Below are 20,862 nucleotides of genomic sequence, written 5' to 3'. Positions count from 1 at the left end.
TCTGTCTCAAATATTGACTTCAATCCATCTGCTGGAATTGCACAAGCCGTTGCAGGTGTGATTGGACAGGGAAGTAAGTATCATGCTTATCATTCAGAAACTGATCGAATTACTAAACGTGAGATTGTTATGCCCAAAGGCCAAAACGTTGATTACGGTACTCCAGAAGAAGTAATGATTCGTCTTGGTGGCGGTCATGTTGTTGAAGCTGGGTATGCAAATATGTGTTCAGCAGAGCACGTAGATTTAATGATTTCTGAAAATACAGCGGCAGCGTTGTATGTTAAGAGTCACCACGCTGTTCAAAAGAGCATGTTAGAAGTTGCCGATGCTGTCAAAGTAGCACATGCGCACAATCTACCACTTATTTTGGATGCGGCTGCAGAAGAAGATCTGCACAAATATCTTGACCTAGGAGTAGATATTATCATTTTTAGTGGTGCTAAATCATTAGAAGGACCTGCTTCTGCACTTGTTTATGGTAAGAAAAAGTATATTGAATGGGTTCGCTTGCAGAGCCTGGGCATTGGCCGTGCTATGAAGATTGGCAAGGATAATATCCTTGGATTGACTGCAGCCATTGAGGAATATTTAAAGTTTGGTCCCGAAAATGGTGAAAAGATGAAGGCGCGGTTAGCACCGTTCTTGGTTAATTTAAACAAGATCAACGGTATCAAGGCTGAACAAGTTCAAGACGGTGCTGGTAGGGATATTTATCGTGCCAGTGTCACAGTTACAGAGGATTCACCACTAAATGCAGAAGAGGTTACTGCAAAATTAAAGGAAGGTAATCCTGCTATTTATACTCGTGAATACCGTGCCAACGTTGGTATTATTGAATTTGATATTCGTGCTGTAGATGCCGAAGAAATGGATCTCATCATTGCCAGATTGAATGAAATTTTGAAATAAGGGGAGTTAATACAATGCAATTAAAACCAAATTATTTAGATGACAAAATTTGTTTGAATGTTTTAGCCAATTCCGTTGAGAATGCTAAAGAATGTTACGAGGCTGCTGAAGGACATGTGGTTTTGGGTGTTTTAACCAAAAACTATGATCGTGATGAAGCTGCCATTGAAGATATGAAAAAATACCAACAAGAAACAAACAATGCATTATCAGTTGGCCTAGGCGCCGGCGATCCAAATCAATCAGAAATGGTTAGCCGAGTTTCCCAAGTTTTGCAACCACAACACGTTAACCAAGTCTTTACAGGTGTCGGCACAAGCCGTGCGCTGCTTGGCCAAAGTGATACTGTGGTAAATGGTCTGATGTCACCAACTGGCAAGGCTGGTTTTGTCAACATTGCTACCGGCCCTAAGAGTAGTCAACAACCTGCTGCCGAGGTTCCGGTTGAGACAGCGATTGCTTTGTTACAAGATATGGGTGGTACTTCAGTTAAGTTTTTCCCAATGCATGGGCTGGAACATGAAGCAGAATTTAAAGCTGTTGCACAAGCTTGTGCGGCTGCGGGCTTTAACCTCGAACCAACTGGTGGTATTACATTAGATAATTTTGAAGAAATCGTACGCATTGCTGTCGATGCAGGCGTTAACCAAATCATTCCGCACGTTTATAGTTCTATTATTGATAAATCAACTGGTAATACTAAGCCAGAAGATGTGAAGAAACTGTATGAAATTGTTAAAAACATTCTAGCTTAAGTGTTTTTGACATTAAAAAATGTTTAAAAGCAGCCTAAGATTAGTTTCTAGGAAAAGAGAATAAATCTATTCTCCTAGAATCGTTAATCTTAGGCTGCTTTTTTGGATTGTTTTACTTGGCATTGATACCAAATTTGTACGATCTTGTTAGTTTTCCCACCACAACTTGACTAATGCTTGAGTTCCATCATCGCCCAAACCGCGTTCATCAACCAACTTTTCATAGAGCTCTTTGGCCTGACGAGTTGCTGGCAAGTCAAGCCCCATTTTATCAGCTTCATCCAGTGCAATACGTAAGTCCTTCAGAAAGTGTTTGGCGAAAAAGCCAGGTGTGTAGTCATTTTTTAAGATTCGAGGTACATAGTTTGCCATGCTCCAGTTAGCTGCACCACCAGAATTGAGTGTTGCCAATACAGCTGGTAAGTCTAAATTTGTTTTTTGGGCGTAAAGCAACATTTCCGTTAACCCGGTCATGGTGCCCGCAATCATAATTTGATTAGCCATTTTAGTGTGTTGGCCGGCACCGTAGCTACCAAAGTATTGGACGCGTTGACCTAGTTGGTTAAACACAGGTGTTAATTGATTAAATGCAGACTGATTCCCACCGACCATCACGGTTAAGGTGGCATTTTTTGCGCCGACATCGCCCCCAGATACTGGCGCATCTAATGCTAAAATACCGTGTTTGTCAGCTGCCCCACCAATTTTAATGGCTAGTGAGGGGGTACTGGTAGTCATATCGACAATCATTTGACCTGCAGTGGCGGCGGCAAAAATACCATCGTCGCCGAAATAAACTTCTTCAACATCTGCAGGAAATCCAACCATTGAAAAGACAACATCATTATTCTTAGTTGCTAGTGCAGGAGTGTCCGCCCAACGAGCCCCCAATTTTACTAATGAATCAGCTTTTGACTTGGTCCGATTATAAACTGTTAATTGATGGCCAGCTTTAATTAAATTAGTGATAATGCCGTGGCCCATGACCCCGGTACCGATAAACCCAATTTTCATATTATCCGTCTCCTTAAAATATTAATGCATGTCAACTGTTACTTCCGTCATTATCCTACCACGAAACTAAAATTTAGTGCTACACTGTGACTGAAAATACAAATAAGGGAGCGCAAAGGTAAAATGAAAACAATTAATTTGGGTCAAAGTGGACTTGGGGCTTCGCAAATTGCACTGGGTGTAATGCGAATGGGGTCACTAAGCAGCGCCGATGCTACTGAAGTGTTGGAAACGGTGCATGATGCTGGCGTTAATTTTTTTGATGCAGCTGATATTTATGTGGACGGTCGCTCGGAAGAAGTGTTTGGTAAGGCATTAAAGAATGCATCGTTCACACGTGATGATGTGTATGTTCAATCAAAGGGAGGGATTGTGCTGGATCATAGTCGCAGCAAGGGGGACCTTGTATTTGGCCAACGCTATGATTTTTCGAAGCAGCATTTGCTGGATGCCGTTGATGGCTCGTTGCAACGGTTAGGTGTCGATTATCTAGATTCATTTTTGTTACATCGCCCAGATCCACTGATGGAACCAGAAGAAATTGCTGAAGCCTTCAACGAATTGCAAGCAAGTGGCAAGGTCCGACATTTTGGCGTTTCTAATTTTAATCCCAGTCAAATCGACATGTTACAAAGTCACCTCAATCAAAAACTGCTAGTTGATCAACTTCAATTTGGTGTAATGCACACAGGCATGGTTGATAGTGGAATGCATGTTAACATGACCGATGCTGATAGTCTTGACCATGATGGTGGATTATTGGAATACTTACGCTTTCACAAGATGAATGTCCAAGCGTGGTCACCTTACCAATACGGAATGTTCGAAGGTGTTTTCATTGATAACCCTAAGTTTCCTGAATTAAACGATAAGTTACAGGCCGTAGCAGATAAATATTCTGTGACGAAGAATGCCATTGCCACTGCATGGATTACGCGAATGCCACAAAATATTCAAGTTGTGTTGGGTTCAATGAATCCTAATCATTTGAAAGAAAGCATTGCTGGAGCGGATGTACAGCTGGAAAAGCAAGAATGGTATGATATTTATTTTGCAGCTGGTCACGTGCTGCCTTAGAGTATCAATAAATTTTAGCTGGATAATTCGTTTGCGTTAATGTAGTCACATAAGTAGATGGCAAATGGATAAGGCAAAGAACCCCAGTACAAGTGTGCTGCTTGTACTGGGGTTCTTTGTCATATCTCGCACATCTATGCGCGGGCGTTCACACTTCGAAATATTGATACAATTGCTCCATCGTCAGTTTCTGTTTGTCTGGGCCCTTGAAATCTGCCTTAATTTGCCCATCGTCCAACACAACCAGGCGGTTGCCGTATTTCAAGGCATCCTCCAAGTGATGTGTAATCATCAGTGCTGTCAGATTGTCTTCATTGATCCGCTGGTTGGTGGCGTGTAGTAATTCTTGGCTTGTTCGTGGGTCCAATGCAGCCGTGTGTTCGTCAAGTAAGATTACATCTGGGCGTTTTAAAGTGGCCATCAAAAAGCTCAATGCTTGGCGTTGCCCGCCTGATAAGTCACCGGTTGCTGTATCCATTCGATTCTCTAAGCCGTTATTCATAGTTGCGGCCAACTTGGTGAACTCATTCATGTGTTGTTTTAATTGTCGCGGCTTTAATCGGCGTTTAGCACCGCGGTTAAGCGCCAATAACAAGTTTTCTGCAACTGTCATTCGTGGTGCGGTTCCTAATTTAGGATCTTGAAATACTCGACTGAGAAACTTAGTCCGTTCTTCTTCGCTTTCATTCGTGATGTCGGTTTCATGTAATAATAATTTGCCTGCGTCAATCGGTAAGTTACCACCAATCACATTGAAGAGAGTTGATTTACCAGCTCCATTGGCACCGACAATCGTAATGAAGTCGCCGTCGTTAATTGTTAGATTTAAGTCTTTTAAAATTCTTGTTTCACTACTCGTTCCTTTGTTAACCAAAGTAACGATATCTTTTAGCACCAAAATTGGTTTAGTCATCAACCTTAACCCCCTTTGATAAAACGTGGTCTAAGTGCAAGGCTTTTTTGAATTGAGGCAACATCATGCACAAAGCTAATACAATTGATGAAAGCACGTTTAGATCGTTAGCACTGAAGCCAAGTTGCAACACGGCCAGTAGAATTAACCGATAAATAATGCTCCCTAGCGTGACGGCCACTAACCGCTGATTTAAAGTCAGTTCACCAAATGCAACTTCACCAATGATGATGGAAGCTAATGCAATAACGATTGTTCCGATGCCCATGTTGATATCGGCATAACCATTGCTTTGTGCGATTAATGCGCCACACACACCAACCATTCCATTGGAAACCATCAGCCCCATATTTTTCATATTGTCGGTGTGAATTCCCAATGATTTAGCCATTTTTTCATTATCACCAGTGGCAATAAATGCTTGCCCCAAATCAGTTTGCAAGAAGAAAATCAAAATAATAGTGATAACAGCAATGACGATCATGCCCAGTAAGACACTGTCAAAATAGGTCGGTAAACTAGCCAAAAATTTAGCTTTCAGCAATGTTTTTTGTCCGAGCAATGACGTATTAGATTTGCCCATGATGCGTAAATTGATTGAATAGGCGGCCGTCATGGTTAAAATTCCAGCAAGTAAGATCGGAATCTTCCCCTTAGTGTAAAGCAGACCTGTAATTAAACCTGCAATCATACCAGCGACAAATGCGAGCAGCGTCGCCATTAGCGGTGACATACCATGCACAATCGCTGTAACGGCAACTGCCGCCCCTAACGGGAATGTGCCTTCAACCGTCATATCGGGAAAATCTAAAATTCTAAAGGTTAAAAATAATCCGAGTCCTAAAATGGCCCACAGTAGGCCTTGTCCAATTGCAGAAACGATTAAATTCATTTGAAGACCTCCCCATCTTTTTGTGCTTCATGCAAGAATTTGGCTGGGACGTGCAGTCCTAACTTCTTGGCTTGTTTCAGATTTAATGTTGGTTCGCCGTGGCGAATATATTGAATGGCAGTCGTGGCAGTTTTCTTTTTGCCCTTCAGAATTTGGCCAGCTAAGCGACCACCTTGAACACCTAATTTATATTGATTGATACTGTAAGTCGCCACGCCACCGTCTTTGACCATTGTGTCAACGGTTGGAAAGACAGGTTTATTGGCAGCATCTGCATTTTTAACTAGGGTCTGCATTGCTCCCGCAATCGTGTTGTCAGTTGGTACGAACACGGCGTCGACTTGACTCATCATTTCTTGGGATACTTGATTAAGGTCGTTACTATTTGAAATGGAATAAGTTTTTAAGTTAACGTGTTCTTTCTTACATAGCGCCACGAATTTCTTTTCTTCTGTCACAGCCGAGTTATCGCTAGAAGTATAAATAATTCCTAGCGTTTTCAAGTGGGGCATGAACTCTTTAATCAACTGCAGTTGTTCTTCTAACGGTGCTTGATCAGAAATCCCGGAGATATTACCACCTGGTTTTTTATTATTTTTAACCAGGCCAGCTGATTTAGGATCTGTAACAGCACCTAAGACAATTGGAATTTTGCTGGTTGTGTTGGCCAGTGCCTGAGCAGCAGGGGTGGTAATTCCAACCAAAACATCATTATTCTCATCTACTAATTTGGAACTCATTGTTTTTAGATTACTCTGGTCGCCCTGAGCGTTTTGGTAATCAATTTTGATATTTTTACCATTATGAAAACCTTCTTTAGCGAGCCCTGCAACCACGCCCTTATGAATTTGGTCCAACGCAGGCTGATGCATTAGAGTTAAGATCCCAACTGTGGGAGTCTTTTGTTTAGTTACGAGACCACCTTCTTTAAAATAGGCAAAGCCGAGAAAAACTAAAATGATTGCTATAAAAGCATACATTCGTTTCATAATTATTAACCACCTTCGTTTACAAATTTTATAATAATTGCTGATAATATAGGTTCATAAAAATCACTATTAATATGAGATGTGTTCAATAAACGTGTTAACCAAGACCCTGCTCTCATACTAGCTAGTTTCAAAATAAAAAGGAGTCCCCATTACGGTGACTCCTTCTTAATGACAAAAGAAAAAGCCTGCATTGAGGAATCCATGCAGACTCAATATAACTGAAATAAGTCGGCACAGATATAATCTGATGAATCAGGTCATATCTGTGATGAAAACACACATAACCTGAATTACCGGCTTTGCCAACGATTATTCAATTGTTGTGTGGCTGTTTTCATTGGACTAATCTCCCTACGTCGTCTTGATGTGAATAAGTATAGTTTAAATTAATTGATGTTGTCAATGAGAAATTTCTAATTTTACAGGTGAATCTTAATATAAAAATTATTATATTTGGATTAAAACGTGGTTTATTGCTGGCTAATCAGCAGTTTAAAAGTTAAATCTATAAAAATAAATAATTTTATATTTTTAATTTTATGGGCGTTTAAGCTTAATAAGACGGTCTTTTGATCTCTTTTAAGACTAAATTGATTAATAAATCAATTGCATAAATTAATGGGACAAGTATGATAAAAACAATTGAAATGGGAGGCAGACAGATGACAGTTTATAATTTTTCGGCTGGACCAGGCGTAATGCCACAGCAAGTACTTGATCAAATTCAAGCAGAAATGAAGTCTTTTAATAATAGTGGTATGAGTATTTTAGAAATTAGCCACCGCTCACAACTATATACTGAAATGGAACAAATTGCTGAACAGAATCTACGTGATTTAATGCATGTAAGTGACGATTACGCAGTTTTGTTTTTGCAAGGTGGTGGCACACTGCAATTCACTAATATCGCTTTAAATCTGACTGACCAATTTCACCACGTAGCATATATGAACTCTGGTCACTGGGCGCAAAAAGCAATGGAAGCAGCCCAAAAAATTGATGGACTGAAAGTAGATTGGATTGGTGACCCAAAGGGTGGTCTTCCCCACATCCAAGCACTAAATAGTGATCATTTGGATTATTTACATGTGACTACTAATAATACGATTGAAGGTACAACTTATCATCAAATTCCTGAGACAATTCAGCCGTTAGTTGCTGATATGTCGTCTAATATTATGGCAGAACCATATGATGTGAACCAGTTTGATTTAATTTATGCTGGCGCACAAAAAAACATTGGTCCCGCGGGGATGGCGGTGGTGATCGTGAAAAAGTCACGACTAGCTAGTCACCCTGAACTATCTCAAATTATGGACTACTGGCTTGAAGAGCAAAAGCATTCTGCGTTGAATACTCCACCCGTGTTTTGTATTTATGCATCTGGACTGGTGTTCCAATGGTTAAAACAATTTGGCGGTGTAGAAGCTATTTATCAACAAAACCAGGAACAAGCCAATTTACTATATGACTACATCGATAATTCCAAGTTATTTAATAATACCATCCCTGCAGCTGAACGTTCGTTGACGAACATTGTTTTTGGAACGGGCGATCAACAACTGGACCAACAGTTTATCGCTACTGCTGCTGACCATGGTCTGATTAGTCTGGCAGGTCACCGGTTAGTTGGTGGTATGCGTGCTAGTTTATATAATGCCATGCCGACCGCTGGTGTGCATGCATTAATTGAGCAGCTGCAACAATTTGAATTAAATCATGGAGGACTTTAACATGTTTGCAATTAAAACCTATAATGTTATCTCAAATGTTGGCTTGGCGGTATTTCCTAAAAATAAATACAGTATTAACGGTGTGGCAGAACCGGATGCATTGTTAATTAGAAGCCAAAACCTGCATCGTAACGTATTACCCGTCAGCTTGTTAGCAATTGGCCGAGCTGGTGCAGGGGTGAACAATATTCCACTCCAAAAAGCAAGTGAAAATGGAGTGGTTGTTTTTAATGCCCCCGGAGCTAATGCCAACGCGGTGAAAGAATTGATCGTCGCAGTTCTCATTTTAGCGTCGCGACCAGTGATTCCAGCGATTGCGTGGGCTAAGACATTGACGGATGGTGAGCAGGCTGATGTTACCTTGCAGGCTGAAGCTGGTAAGAACCATTATCGTGGGGCTGAATTGGCTGGTAAAACACTTGGTGTAATTGGATTAGGAGCGGTGGGCTCAAAGGTAGCTGATACTGCTCGGCAATTGGGGATGAATGTCATTGGTTACGATCCCTATATTTCAGTTGAGCATGCCTGGCAGGTGACTAGTGACATCAAACGAGCATCAACTTTGTCAGAAGTTTTGTCACAAAGCGATTTTGTAACAATTCACATTCCATATAACGAACAAAATAAAAATTTGATTGGTGCTAATGAATTGTTAATGATGAAAAAAGATGCCATTTTACTGAACTATTCTCGTAATGGTATTGTGGAAGAAGCACCAGTCCTGGCTGCGTTAAACGTCGGTCATTTGAAACAATATTGGACTGATTTTGCGTCTAGTGAACTATTGCAACACGAGAAGGTAGTGGTGACACCACATTTAGGTGGCACAACGCAGGAAGCTGAGGATAACTGTGCACAGATGGTTGCTCAGACGCTGCGTTTGTATTTGGAAAGTGGTGAAATTGAACATTCTGTCAATTATCCAGCTGTGCGGATGCCGTTTAATTCACCATATCGACTAACTTTTTTACATCAAAACGTACCCAATATGTTAGGCCGAATTACAACTGTCTTAGCTGAATTAAATATTAATATTGCTAACATGATCAATGCATCAAAAGGTGATTTTGCGTATACATTGATAGACGTAGATGCGCCAATGACAGCGGCACTATACGAAGAATTTGAACAAAAATGTTTAGCAATTGATGAAATTATTCGGGTGCGCGGACTTGCCCGCCCAACTCAAAAGGAGGAAGACTAGTGGTTAAATTCAAGCCGTTTCGTGTTATACGACCGCCATTTGAATTGATGAAAAAAGTAGCATCACTGCCGTATGACGTACTGGACGACCAACAAGCACGAGATGCTGCCACCAATGAACTTTCGTTTGTTCATATTGACCGGGCAGAAGTCGATTTGCCTGCGTCAATTGATCCATATGATCCACAGGTTTACCAACAAGCTCGTACTAATTTGCAAAAATGGTTGGCAGATGGAACTTTAAAGCAAGATGAACATGCTTCTTATTATGCGTATGCAATGACTTTAAACGGGCGCCGGCAGCTGGGGATTGTGGGTGCTGCTAGTGCTAGTGATTATGAAAATGATCGGATAAAAAAACATGAACTAACCCGTGCGGCTAAAGAGGCTGACCGGATTAAGCACATCGATGCTACGAATGTGAATTCTAGTCCAATATTGTTAACCTATCGCGATCAAGCAGATATTATGAATCAGGTTAACGATTATTGTGATCAAACTGAACCAGATGTTTCATTTACGGCCTTTTTTGGTGTTAAACATGAAGTGTGGCAGTTACCAGTTCAGTTTAATCAATTGGAGCAGTTATTTGCAGCACAAGTGCCAGCCTTTTACATTGCAGACGGCCATCATCGCGCGGCTTCAACGGTTAAGGTGGCACACAAACGCCGCCAGGAATTTCCGGCTGAGATGCCAGACGCAGAATTTAATTATTTCTTAGCCATTGTATTTCCAGCCAGTGAGTTACAAATTTGGGATTATAATCGTGTTTTGAACGTACCAATTCCGGATAATTTTTTAGCTGTTTTAGGAGCTAACTACCAAGTGCAAATAATGGATCAGGCGGTCAAACCAAGTCATGAGGGTGAAATCAGTATGTATTGGAGTGGTCAATGGTTCTCGTTAACACCATTAAAGACGATGAACGAAACCGATCCGGTTGAACGATTAGATGTTTCAAAATTGCAACATAATATTTTAGAAAATATTTTTGGATTGCACGATTTGGCTCATGAAAAACGAATTAATTTTGTTGGTGGGATTGAAGGGCTGGATCAATTAAAAGCAATGGTTGATAGCGGTGATTACACGGTGGCGTTTGCGATGTATCCGACCACAATGAATCAATTGTTAGATGTGGCGGACGCACATCAATTAATGCCGGCTAAGTCAACGTGGTTTGAACCGAAACTATTGAGTGGTTTGTTCATTCATAGTTTAGAAAAATTAAAAAAAGATGAGAGATATTAGCGCCGGTATGACAATGATTATACTGATTTAATTAAAAATAAATTAGAAAAAGTGTTGACAAGTAATCTAATTAATTTGTATACTAACTGCAACAAATTTGATGAGCAGCGTGTAACTTAGATTACGGAGTAGTTATTAGCGAACCTTTCAGCAAGCATCGTTGATGAGAAGATGTAGGTTCCTAGCAATCAAAGATAATCTAAAGCGTTAATCTTTTTCGAGAGATTAGGGGCAGACACCCAATATAATGTCGAGGTATTTCCAATAGTACCCGTCGAGTTGGCATATGTGAGTATGTCATGAATTCAAGGTGGTAACACGCAAAAGCGTCCTTATCGTAATGAAAATTACGGCAGGACGCTTTTTTGTTCATCAAATTTAAAGCTAAAACATAGAATAAGAAATTAACAATACTCACAACACATATTGCATTACATAGAGAGGATGATCTTTTATGACACATAATAAATTTAAAACAACTAATGTTAGTTGGCCGCACTTATAGTCTTTTTGATGGAGGTACGCGTGGTGGTGAGATTTGTTGCTGAAACGTGTAATTTTACCCAACTTTCTAGGGCTAAGTGCAATTAACCGCAAGTGCATAATTCACACTCACGATTAATCACCCTTAGCCTACGAAAGCTGACCGGGTAAAGTTACACTCTTAATTGCTGAAACGTGTAAATGAAACCAAATTCCTAGGACTAAGCTCATTTAGCTCCGAGTGCTAAGAGCGCACTCAAAGCTAAATAAGCTTAGCCTACGGAACTTACCCGGTTTCATTTACACTCTCTTGAAAGGACGAGATAATATGAAATATGGAGTAATTGGTGCCGGTGCTATGGGTGTTCGTTTTGGAACTATGATTCAAGAAAATGCAGGGTGTGATGTTGATTTTATCGACACTTGGGAACCCAACGTGGAAAAAATTAGAGAACAAGGTGGCGTGTACATCGCTCGCGACCATGAAAATAAACACATTGTACCAATCAATATTTATTATCCAGAAGAGTATCAAGGAGATCCAGATGCGTGGATTATCTTTGTGAAACAGATGCAATTAAAAGACGTTATGAAACGTTGTGCACCAATTTTTAAAGACCATCAGATTGCATTTTCAGCAATGAATGGGATGGGACACTTTGATATTATCAGTCAGTATTTCCCAAAGGAACGAATTATTGGCGGTACTGCAATGATTGCGACCGTATTCAATGGGCCTGGTGATGTTGACTTCATGGGTGCCGCAGGAAACGAAGTTATGCACATGTGTAACTATGATGAGCAAATTAATGACTATACGAATGCAATTGAAGCTGACTTTAAGCAAGCAGGCTTAGGGCCAGTTGTTACACAAAACTTTATGGGCACAATGATGTCCAAGGTTGTCTTTAACGCCGTTGTGAATACAATCTGTACAATGTTTGAAATCCAAATGGGGCAATTTATTCAATATCCTGGTGTTCGCGAAATGGCAACTCAGATGTTTAATGAAGCCTACGATGCTTGTGAGCGGGCCGGCATTAAATTAGTTGAGACGCGGCAAGAAGAAATTGATTCGGTGGAAACAGTTAGCCACGCATATGCATATCACTATCCATCAATGTACCAAGATTTCTCCAAGAACCGTCCAACAGAAGTAGATTATATTAACGGCTACATTGCTAAAATCGGTCGAGAGCACGATTATGTATGCCGCACCCATGAATTTGTCGTTCATGAAGTGCACTTAGCTGAACAGATGCGCCAATTCAAATCACGATTTGACGTCAAAGATGAACAGCCAGTGGCTGAAGAAGTTTAAACTTAACAAGAGTATCAAAAAAGCATGTGGCCGTGGGCTCCACATGCTTTTTATTTGGTTACTGTGACACCATCTGATTCAATCTTAAGTTGAACGGCAATGTCATCGAATCCGTGTTGGGATAACTGATCAACAAAATTAGCAACCTTTTCTGGCGGTAAAATAGTCATCACCGTTGGGCCAGCACCACTCAAGTAAGTGCCAATTGCATCACACTCATGGGCAATTTGACGAATCGGCAATAATTCAGGTACGAGCTTTTGGCGAAATGGTTCATGAAATTCATCAGCTTCAATTAACTGGCCGGCCAATTTATAGTCATTGATTAACAAAGCAGCCACAAACGTGTTGGCAATTGAACTGGCATGGGTGGCGGCTTTAAATGTGATTTGCTGGGGCAAAATATCACGGCTATCGCTTGTTTTGAGTTCGTATGACGGAATATAGGCTATTAGAGCTAAAGCTGGGAAAGAGGCTCTGACAGCCTTGAAATGGCCATCAATATCTGTTCCAATTACGAGACTACCTAAGATCGCGGGGGCAACATTGTCCGGATGGCCTTCAATTTTGCAAGCGTAGTCCAACTTTTGGTCATCGGTGAGGTGCAAATTGGCTAATTGATTTGCTACTTCAATTCCAGCAACAATCGCAGATGAACTACTGCCAAGGCCGCGTGTAACGGGGATGTCAGTTTTCATTTTAAGATGGTGCGGGTTTAACTGCGGCGCTACTTGCAGGGCAGTATTGATGACCAAATTATTTTCATTGGTCGGTATTTTAGGTCCTAGTGTGTGTTCGATATACCAGGCGGAGGTTGGTTCTAATATTTCAACAGTTAAAAATAAAGAAACGGCCATTCCGATTGAATCGAACCCAGGGCCTAAATTAGCAGTTGTGGCAGGTACTTTAATCTTCATGGGAAATCTCCTTTCACGGATAAGCTGAGATTACTAATTGCCTAGTACTTTGTACGCGGCAACGAGATCGATTGATTTAAATTCTGCAATTTGGGCAATCAACTGGGCTAATTGATCTTTTGACATATCATGAGTGATGATTACCACCCGTGCTGATTGATCGTCTTGTTTGGTTTGCACAATTTGGCTGAAACTGGCACCAATCTTAGTCATTAGCTGTGTTAGTTTAAGCATTTGACCAGGAACATCTAACATTGCTAGTGACAAATAATAAGGATAGACAACATCTTCGGGCGTCACTAAATTGGTTTCATGTTGATAATTATTAAATGAATTTCCGGTTGTGCCCAGCACAATGTTTTTAGTCACTGAAACAATATCACTCAAGACGCTGTTCGCTGTTGGTAATCCACCGGCACCTGGACCGTAGAATAATGTTTCTCCGACGGCACTACCAGTTACCATGACGGCATTATTTTCGTTGTTAATTGTAGCCAATGGATGATCCTTGGCTACTAAAACAGGTGCGACTTCAGCGAAAATGCCGTTATTAATTCGCCGTGCAATTCCTAATAGCTTAATGGTATAACCAAAGGAATCAGCCTGTTTAACATCTTCTAATTGAATATCTTGGATGCCAATAATTTTCATATCATCAATCGATAAATGCACACCAAACGAAAACTGGCTTAAAATAATCATTTTGTAGGCAGCATCAATTCCAGCCACATCATTAGTCGGATCGCTTTCGGCAAATCCTAATTCTTGGGCCTTTTTTAAAGCTTCTTGATAGCCCCAACCTCTGTGTTGCATTTGCGTCAGAATGTAGTTGGTTGTTCCATTAACAATACCCTTAACTTCCATAATCTGGTCAGCAGCAAAACTGTTAACGATTGTTCGCAAGATTGGAATTCCGCCAGCAACACTGGCCTCGTAAACCAAATCGCACTGATTGTCATGAGCAATTTTGGCGAGTTCTTCACCTGCTGAGGCAATTAAATCCTTATTAGCGGTGACCACGTGCTTTTTTGCGTTCAACAGCGCCGTGATTACTTCTTTGGCCGGGTGAATGCCACCCATAACTTCAACAACAATTTTGATTTCTGGATCGTTGATAATTTGGTTCAAGTCATCCGTTAACATGATATTATCGGTACTGACATTTCGTGGTTTATTGATATCGCGAACAACAATTGTTTTCACATCCAATTGCCGACCGGTAATGTTGGAAATTTTAGCTTGATTCTGTGTTAACATCTGCAGTACACCACTACCAACGGTACCCAGTCCAACTAATCCAATTTTTATGGTTTCCATTTTTATTACCTCAAATTTTATTTGTTATCACTTAAAGGTATTTTAGCATAGGCAATCTAGCGAGCATAGTTTATAATTAATAAAACGGACAAACTGGGAGGACTTTATTAATGGAATATCGTAGCACCCGTGGTGATGATCAGCATACTTTGAGTGGGGCAGCTGCTATTTTGCAGGGGCTTGCACCAGACGGAGGCCTATACGTCCCAGTCAAATTTCCGCAACCAGAATTTAAATTGCAACAATTAGTTCAATTATCATACCAACAGATTGCACAGTTAGTATTAAGTTGGTTCTTTGATGACTTTTCAGCTGAACAAATTAAGACCAGTGTAACGGCAGCATATGGGGATCACTTTGATCGCAAAGAAATTGTGCCTGTTACCAAAAAAGTTGGTGGTAACTATTACATGGAATTATTCCATGGCCCTACATTAGCGTTCAAAGATGTTGCCTTGCAATTACTACCTTACTTAATGACCAATGCTGCTACGATTCAGCATAGTAACCGCCAAATAGTTATTTTGACAGCAACGTCTGGTGATACTGGAACAGCGTCAATGCGTGGCTTTAGTGATGTAGATGGAACTCAGGTCATCGTGTTTTATCCGTACCAGGGTGTCAGCCCCATCCAACTTAAGCAAATGCTTTCACAACCGGGACAAAATTTGAAGGTGGCTGCGGTTAAGGGTAATTTTGACCAGGCACAAACAATGGTTAAACAAATCTTTAATGATCAGGCATTTAACGAGCAATTACACAAGCAGGGAGCTCAATTCTCGTCAGCTAATTCGATGAATATTGGTCGGTTGATTCCGCAAGTGGCCTATTATTTTAATACCTATAGCCAGCTCGTTAAACGCGGTGAGATTGAGCTTGGTGATCAGATTAATTTTGCAGTGCCCACTGGAAATTTTGGTGATATTTTGGCAGGTTACTATGCCAAAAAATTAGGATTACCGATTAACAAATTGATTTGTGCTTCTAATCAAAATAACGTTTTAACTGAATTTATTCGTACTGGCAATTACGACCGTAATCGGCCATTTTATCAGACCAATGCTCCGTCGATGGATATTTTAGTTTCCAGTAATTTGGAACGGTTACTCTTTATGATTGCCGATGAAGACGAACATGTTGTGGTCGATTTAATGAATCAATTACAACAGACCGGCAAATATCAAATTACACCTGAAATGCATGCCAAAATGGATAGCTTTGTTTCGGGTTTTGCTGCTGAAAAAGAAGTGGAACAAGAAATCAACCGGGTCTTTCATGAGAATCATTATGCGATTGATCCACATACAGCGGTAGCGTCAAAAGTGGTACGTAACTTGCAAGAATTGACAGATGACAGTAAACCAACAGTGATTTTAGCGACTGCTAGCCCATATAAATTTCCAGAAACGGTATTAAAGGCGATTACCGGTCAGTCGGCACAAGAAACTGGCTTACCAGCGGTAAAACAGTTGAATCAATATCTCGGTGACGACATTCCAGCGGGAATTCAAGAATTGGATACTGCTAACAGTATTGCAGAAACAGTGATTGAACCTGCATTAATGAAAAATTTGATTACAAAGAGTTTAATTGCACGTCAGTAGATTTAAAAAAGGACCAATGCCCACTTCAAATTTGGGAATTGATCCTTTTTTAGTATCAATGATAAAGATTGGTTAGTGGTATTCGGCGATTTCGATCAAATTATTATCAGGATCGTTGACGTACAGGGAAGTTATTTTACCATGGGCACCATTTCGTTCCACTGGCCCAGCAATGATTGGAACATAATAACTAGTCAGATGATTTTTAACCTCATCTAGCGGGTCCTTCACAATAATACAAAAATCTGCAGAGCCAGCGGTGGGTACTCCGGCTGTTGGTGGGTGGGGCTGGTCAACTAGCTGAAACTTGATCGCTTGTTTGCCACACAGCACTGATTGGCGCTGATCATCAGTTTCAATAATTGGCATGTCAAATACTTCGTGGTAAAAACGTAACGTGGCGGGCAAATCGGTGACCGTTAACGTGATATGATCGATATCTTTAATTTTCATAATGGGGTGCTTCCTTTTTGTTTATTGAGGAATATTATAGCATACCAATTGACGCTATCAGGGCGATTGTGATAGTGTATGAACATTGAGCTTTCAGCGATGAAGATGACAAGTGAGCTTAATCAACCAGATTAAGTTACCAGAGGAGCAGAAATGAGTTTACTAGAAGTTGATAATTTAAGCATGAGTTTTGCGGATAAAAAGCTATATGATGACGCAAGTTTTCAGCTTAATCAAAATGAGCATATGGGAATTGTTGGCCAAAATGGGGCTGGTAAAAGTACGCTAATCAAAATTTTGACTGACACAGTGTTACCGGTGACCGGTGAAATTAAATGGCAAAAAAATATCCGCATTGGTTATTTGGATCAATATGCAGATATTCCAGCCGGCACAACGTTAATTGATTTTTTACATACTGCGTTTGCAGATTTGTATAAAATCAATGACTTGATGAATACGTGTTACGAAGAATACGCCACTAACATGGATGATAAAATGTTGGAACGGGCTGGCCGCTACCAAGAACAGCTAGAAGCACGTAATTTTTATGATATTGAAACCGAAATTGAGCGGGTCATGAGTGGGCTTGGGCTCAACGAGATTGGTCCTGACCATGTCGTCTCAGAAATGAGTGGCGGTCAACGTTCTAAAATTATTTTGGCAAAATTACTGCTAGAAAGTCCAGACGTTATTTTATTGGATGAACCGACGAACTACTTAGATACTGCTCACATTGACTGGCTAATTACCTATCTCAATGATTTTAATGGTGCTGTGATGGTAATTTCCCATGATTACGATTTTTTGGAGCAGGTAACTAACTGTATTTGCGATGTTTCATTTGGTAAAATCACCAAGTATCGTGGTAGTTTCAAGCAAGCAATGCGTCAAAAAGAAGAACGCAAAGAAACTCAGTTACGCGAATATGAGAAACAACAGGTCCAGATAGAAAAAGCCGAACGATTTATTACCAAAAATAAGGCTGGCTCCAAAGCCACGATGGCAAAATCGCGTGAAAAAATGCTGGCACGGATGGAACGGATTGATCCACCAAGTGAAAATCTGGTTGCCAGTTTTAAATTTCCATATGAAAACACAGGCTCACAAAATGCACTGCATGTGGAAGAATTATCAGTTGGTTATTCACATCCACTGTTGGCACCCGTTACATTTTCAATGACAATGGGTGAAAAGCTGATCTTTAAAGGCTTTAATGGGGTTGGAAAATCAACGTTGATTAAATCAATTCTGGGTAAAATACCAGCTAAGGGTGGCGAGTCAACATTTTCACCATCTGCGATTGTAAATTATTTTGATCAGGATTTGGAGTGGGACAATGCTGAATTGTCACCATTGCAGACGATTCAAGAACAATTTCCGACGATGATGCCACGAACAATTCGAACAAGATTGGCAGGAGCAGGCATTAATGCCGCCAACGCAATGAAACCGATGAATTTGCTTTCTGGTGGAGAACAAACTAAGGTCAAATTAGCAATTCTTGAATTAACTCCCGCCAACTTTTTAATCATGGATGAACCAACGAATCATCTAGACGACGAAACAAAAGAGGGACTAAAAAAAGCCCTACAAGCATTTCCAGGCAATCTAATTTTGGTCAGCCATGAGGAAAGCTTTTATACCGGCTGGGTGGATAAAGTTTTAAATGTGGAAAAGTTGAGTTTAAAAAAATAGAGTGTTTAGCAACCGCGCTTAAACACCGAAGTATAACGGCAGAAAAGACCATCGGGCTCATAAACCCGGTGGTCTTTTCTATGGTTATACTTCGGTGCAGAACACGTTTGATCAATAAAACATTGAAAATTAGCAAAACAAAAGTTTGATGCTCTTTCATGGTTATACTTCGGTGTTTGCGGTTGCAGAACTCATTAAATCTGTGAGAAAGGTTAAATTCGACCGTCAAAATAGTTAGTCGAGCAGTCTCAGTAACTCACTAGGACGTTGCAATGAGAAGTCGGCGTCTCCCAGCTCTTCCGGTGCCGCAGCGCCCCATAACGCTGAACCAAATTTAATACCCGCAGCATGTGCTGCCTTCAAATCATTAATCGTATCACCGATATACATCGATTCATCTGGCGCTGCATTTATTTTTGCGAGGCCTGCTAAGATTGGCTCTGGTTCTGGCTTGTGTTTTTGCGTGTCATCAGCTGTAATGTGAGCATCGAAATATTTAGCGATCGAGAACTTAGGCTGAAACTCGTTAACGTATTCGTCGTTTGTTTTTGAAGTTGCAACAACAAGTTTAACACCGAAATGAGTTTTTAGTTGTCGTAATGTATCGTCAATTTCAGCATAAACGGACACTTTGTCTGAGTTTTGGTAAGCCAGTGCGAACCATTCTTTAAAAATTGGTTGTAAATCATTATCACGTACGCCAACTTCCCGGAGTGCATCGATAGCAGTAATACCAAATACTCGGCTTAATTCGTCATATTCTCGATCGTAACCATGTTTGGCAAGTGTAATTTGCATTGCCGGCATGTACATTTTGATTGTATCAATCAGAGTTCCATCAACGTCAAAAATAAAATTTTTCAATTCGTAGCCTCCCGATATGTATTAGTAATATCATACCAGATCTAAGCAGGGTTGATAAAGAGAATCAAATTATAGTGAAATATTGACTTTGTCAAAGCAATAATTTTTTATCCAGTAAACGTGTTCGGTAACCGCATAAACTGGAGTATAACAATAAATAGAGCAGTATGGTTCAAAATACGAACCATACGGTTTTAAGCTTAATTTTTTTATCCAGTAAACGTGTTCGGTAACCGCAAAAACTTCAGTACAACAATAAATAGAGCAGTATGGTTCAAAATACGAACCCTACTGCTTTAAGCTTAATTTTTTTATTCAGTAAACGTGTTCGGTAACCGCAAAAACTTCCGTATAACGATAAATAGAGCAGTATGGTTCAAAAAAACGAACCATACTGCTCTAAGCGTAATTTTTTTATTCAGTAAACGTGTTCGGTAATCGCAAAAACTTCCGTATAACAATAAATAGAGCAGTATGGTTCAAAAAACGAACCATACTGCTCTATTTATCGTTATACTTCAGTTTATGAGCGCGGTTACTCACACTCTAATCTTTGTACTCATCCGCTTCTACATCTCGAATAAATGTTGCTAAGTGGTCAAAGTAGACTGGGGCGTTGTCGATCATGTGATGATGACCACCATTTGGCGTGGTTACTAGCCGGGCGTGTGGGATTTGTTGTGCCATTCGTTTTGCTGTTTCCAGTGGCATTGTTTCGTGTTCACCAAAGGTAATTAGTGCTGGCATGGTGATATTTTTAATTTGGTCCCGAACATCCCATTCCTTTAATTTACCGGTAATTACGAACTCGTTATCTCCTTGAAATGCATTGTAAACGGGTGTGGCCATGGTGCTAATCAAATGTGAAATTGCAGGTGGCTGTTTTCTGTCAACGTAACCGGCATTCAAAATGTCAACGTAACCTTGATAACGGTCATTGTCGTAATCGTTTTTGGCTTCGCATTCCTTCATATAGGCCACGGCATCAGCAGGTAAGGCATCTTCACGAACTTTGTTGATATTAGTAACATATTCATCAATATTGTCGACCATTGATGAAATAATAGCACCCTTCAAATGTTGGCCGTACTTCAATGCATACATTTGAACTAAGGCACCACCCCAGCTTTGACCGATCAAGTAAAAGTTATCGAGGCCTAACTTTTGGCGGACTTCTTCGACTTCATCCAAAAAGTAATCGTAAGTTAAGTACTTAGCGGCGATGTCGGGATCAGAATAATCTGGTTGGTCAGAGTAAAATGATCCAAGTTGATCATACATATGAACAGTAACATCGAGTCCTTGTTTCTTTAATTCTTGTGCAAAATTTTCCCAGTATTCATGCGTGCCACCAGGACCGCCATGCAAGCAGAGTAAATGAATATCGCCACTACCTTGCGTGTTAGTCCATAGATGGTAACCATTATCAAGTGTTAGAATTGTTGTTCCTTGTTTCATCAGAT

General features: G+C 40.4%; 17 protein-coding genes and 1 pseudogene. 9 read left to right on the top strand and 9 right to left on the bottom strand.

The window, feature by feature from the left end:
• A partial coding sequence (locus WDC_RS02140) for a DgaE family pyridoxal phosphate-dependent ammonia lyase (RefSeq protein ID WP_044010174.1) occupies positions 1–912 on the top strand: 912 nt, incomplete at its 5' end.
• Positions 913–926: 14 nt separating this feature from the next.
• Positions 927–1,667 (top strand): 2-dehydro-3-deoxy-phosphogluconate aldolase, encoded by a 741-nt coding sequence (gene dagF, locus WDC_RS02135; RefSeq protein ID WP_044010173.1) that lies wholly within the window; start codon positions 927–929, stop codon positions 1,665–1,667.
• 147 nt (positions 1,668–1,814) lie between these two features.
• On the opposite strand, the pseudogene WDC_RS02130 reads toward dagF, so the two are convergent.
• Positions 1,815–2,684, bottom strand: a pseudogene (locus WDC_RS02130) (NAD(P)-dependent oxidoreductase); the annotation flags it as partial.
• A 120-nt stretch (positions 2,685–2,804) separates the two neighbouring features.
• Between WDC_RS02130 and WDC_RS02125 the strand changes: the two are divergent.
• Positions 2,805–3,758, top strand: a complete 954-nt coding sequence (locus tag WDC_RS02125) for an aldo/keto reductase (RefSeq protein WP_044010171.1) — start codon at positions 2,805–2,807, stop codon at positions 3,756–3,758.
• A 148-nt stretch (positions 3,759–3,906) separates the two neighbouring features.
• On the opposite strand, the gene WDC_RS02120 is transcribed toward WDC_RS02125, so the two are convergent.
• The 3 genes from WDC_RS02120 to trpX are packed head-to-tail and all read right to left on the bottom strand — an operon-like array spanning position 3,907 to position 6,552.
• On the bottom strand, positions 3,907–4,671 hold the full coding sequence (locus tag WDC_RS02120) for an ABC transporter ATP-binding protein (RefSeq protein WP_044010170.1): 765 nt from the start codon (positions 4,669–4,671) through the stop codon (positions 3,907–3,909).
• A complete protein-coding gene (locus WDC_RS02115) occupies positions 4,664–5,563 on the bottom strand; it encodes an ABC transporter permease (RefSeq protein WP_044010169.1) in 900 nt (299 codons plus the stop codon). The genes WDC_RS02120 and WDC_RS02115 overlap by 8 nt, the downstream gene beginning before the upstream one ends.
• Positions 5,560–6,552 (bottom strand): tryptophan ABC transporter substrate-binding protein, encoded by a 993-nt coding sequence (trpX, locus tag WDC_RS02110; protein WP_044010168.1) that lies wholly within the window; start codon positions 6,550–6,552, stop codon positions 5,560–5,562. Before trpX ends, WDC_RS02115 begins: the two co-directional genes overlap by 4 nt.
• A 665-nt stretch (positions 6,553–7,217) precedes the next feature.
• On the opposite strand from trpX, the gene serC reads away from it, so the two are divergent.
• The 4 genes from serC to WDC_RS02090 all read left to right on the top strand — a co-directional run bounded on the left by serC (position 7,218) and on the right by WDC_RS02090 (position 12,546).
• The gene (gene serC, locus WDC_RS02105) at positions 7,218–8,288 is read left to right on the top strand and encodes a 3-phosphoserine/phosphohydroxythreonine transaminase (RefSeq protein WP_044010167.1); all 1,071 of its coding nucleotides are present in this window, start codon (positions 7,218–7,220) and stop codon (positions 8,286–8,288) included.
• Position 8,289: 1 nt separating this feature from the next.
• The gene (locus tag WDC_RS02100; RefSeq protein ID WP_044010166.1) at positions 8,290–9,492 is read left to right on the top strand and encodes a phosphoglycerate dehydrogenase; all 1,203 of its coding nucleotides are present in this window, start codon (positions 8,290–8,292) and stop codon (positions 9,490–9,492) included.
• Positions 9,492–10,742 (top strand): DUF1015 domain-containing protein, encoded by a 1,251-nt coding sequence (locus tag WDC_RS02095; RefSeq protein ID WP_044010165.1) that lies wholly within the window; start codon positions 9,492–9,494, stop codon positions 10,740–10,742. The genes WDC_RS02100 and WDC_RS02095 overlap by 1 nt, the downstream gene beginning before the upstream one ends.
• Positions 10,743–11,553: 811 nt before the next feature.
• Positions 11,554–12,546, top strand: coding sequence for a ketopantoate reductase family protein (locus tag WDC_RS02090; RefSeq protein WP_044010164.1), 993 nt, complete (start codon positions 11,554–11,556; stop codon positions 12,544–12,546).
• A 50-nt stretch (positions 12,547–12,596) separates the two neighbouring features.
• Here the strand turns inward: WDC_RS02090 and thrB are convergent, their stop codons facing one another.
• Both thrB and WDC_RS02080 read right to left on the bottom strand, forming a co-directional pair.
• Positions 12,597–13,463: a homoserine kinase gene (thrB, locus tag WDC_RS02085; RefSeq protein WP_044010163.1), complete on the bottom strand. Its 867-nt coding sequence runs from the start codon at positions 13,461–13,463 to the stop codon at positions 12,597–12,599.
• 33 nt (positions 13,464–13,496) lie between these two features.
• The gene (locus tag WDC_RS02080; protein ID WP_044010162.1) at positions 13,497–14,780 is read right to left on the bottom strand and encodes a homoserine dehydrogenase; all 1,284 of its coding nucleotides are present in this window, start codon (positions 14,778–14,780) and stop codon (positions 13,497–13,499) included.
• Positions 14,781–14,890: 110 nt separating this feature from the next.
• On the opposite strand from WDC_RS02080, the gene thrC reads away from it, so the two are divergent.
• Positions 14,891–16,384, top strand: coding sequence for a threonine synthase (thrC, locus tag WDC_RS02075; protein WP_044010161.1), 1,494 nt, complete (start codon positions 14,891–14,893; stop codon positions 16,382–16,384).
• A gap of 72 nt (positions 16,385–16,456) precedes the next feature.
• On the opposite strand, the gene WDC_RS02070 is transcribed toward thrC, so the two are convergent.
• Complete coding sequence (locus WDC_RS02070) at positions 16,457–16,837, bottom strand: VOC family protein (RefSeq protein WP_044010160.1); 381 nt, start codon at positions 16,835–16,837, stop codon at positions 16,457–16,459.
• A 153-nt stretch (positions 16,838–16,990) separates the two neighbouring features.
• Between WDC_RS02070 and WDC_RS02065 the strand changes: the two genes are divergently transcribed.
• On the top strand, positions 16,991–18,535 hold the full coding sequence (locus WDC_RS02065) for an ABC-F family ATP-binding cassette domain-containing protein (RefSeq protein WP_044010159.1): 1,545 nt from the start codon (positions 16,991–16,993) through the stop codon (positions 18,533–18,535).
• Between the two features lie 234 nt (positions 18,536–18,769).
• On the opposite strand, the gene WDC_RS02060 is transcribed toward WDC_RS02065, so the two are convergent.
• Together WDC_RS02060 and WDC_RS02055 are read right to left on the bottom strand one after the other, a co-directional pair.
• Positions 18,770–19,399 (bottom strand): HAD family hydrolase, encoded by a 630-nt coding sequence (locus WDC_RS02060; protein ID WP_225349607.1) that lies wholly within the window; start codon positions 19,397–19,399, stop codon positions 18,770–18,772.
• Between the two features lie 546 nt (positions 19,400–19,945).
• Entirely contained in the window at positions 19,946–20,857 is a 912-nt protein-coding gene (locus tag WDC_RS02055) for a proline-specific peptidase family protein (protein ID WP_044010157.1), read from the bottom strand.
• Between the last annotated feature and the right edge of the window lie 5 nt (positions 20,858–20,862).

The organism is Paucilactobacillus wasatchensis (assembly GCF_000876205.1).
GTDB lineage: Bacteria > Bacillota > Bacilli > Lactobacillales > Lactobacillaceae > Paucilactobacillus > Paucilactobacillus wasatchensis.
Note: the sequence above shows the minus strand (reverse complement) of the source record. Positions and strands in the feature narration are given on the sequence as shown.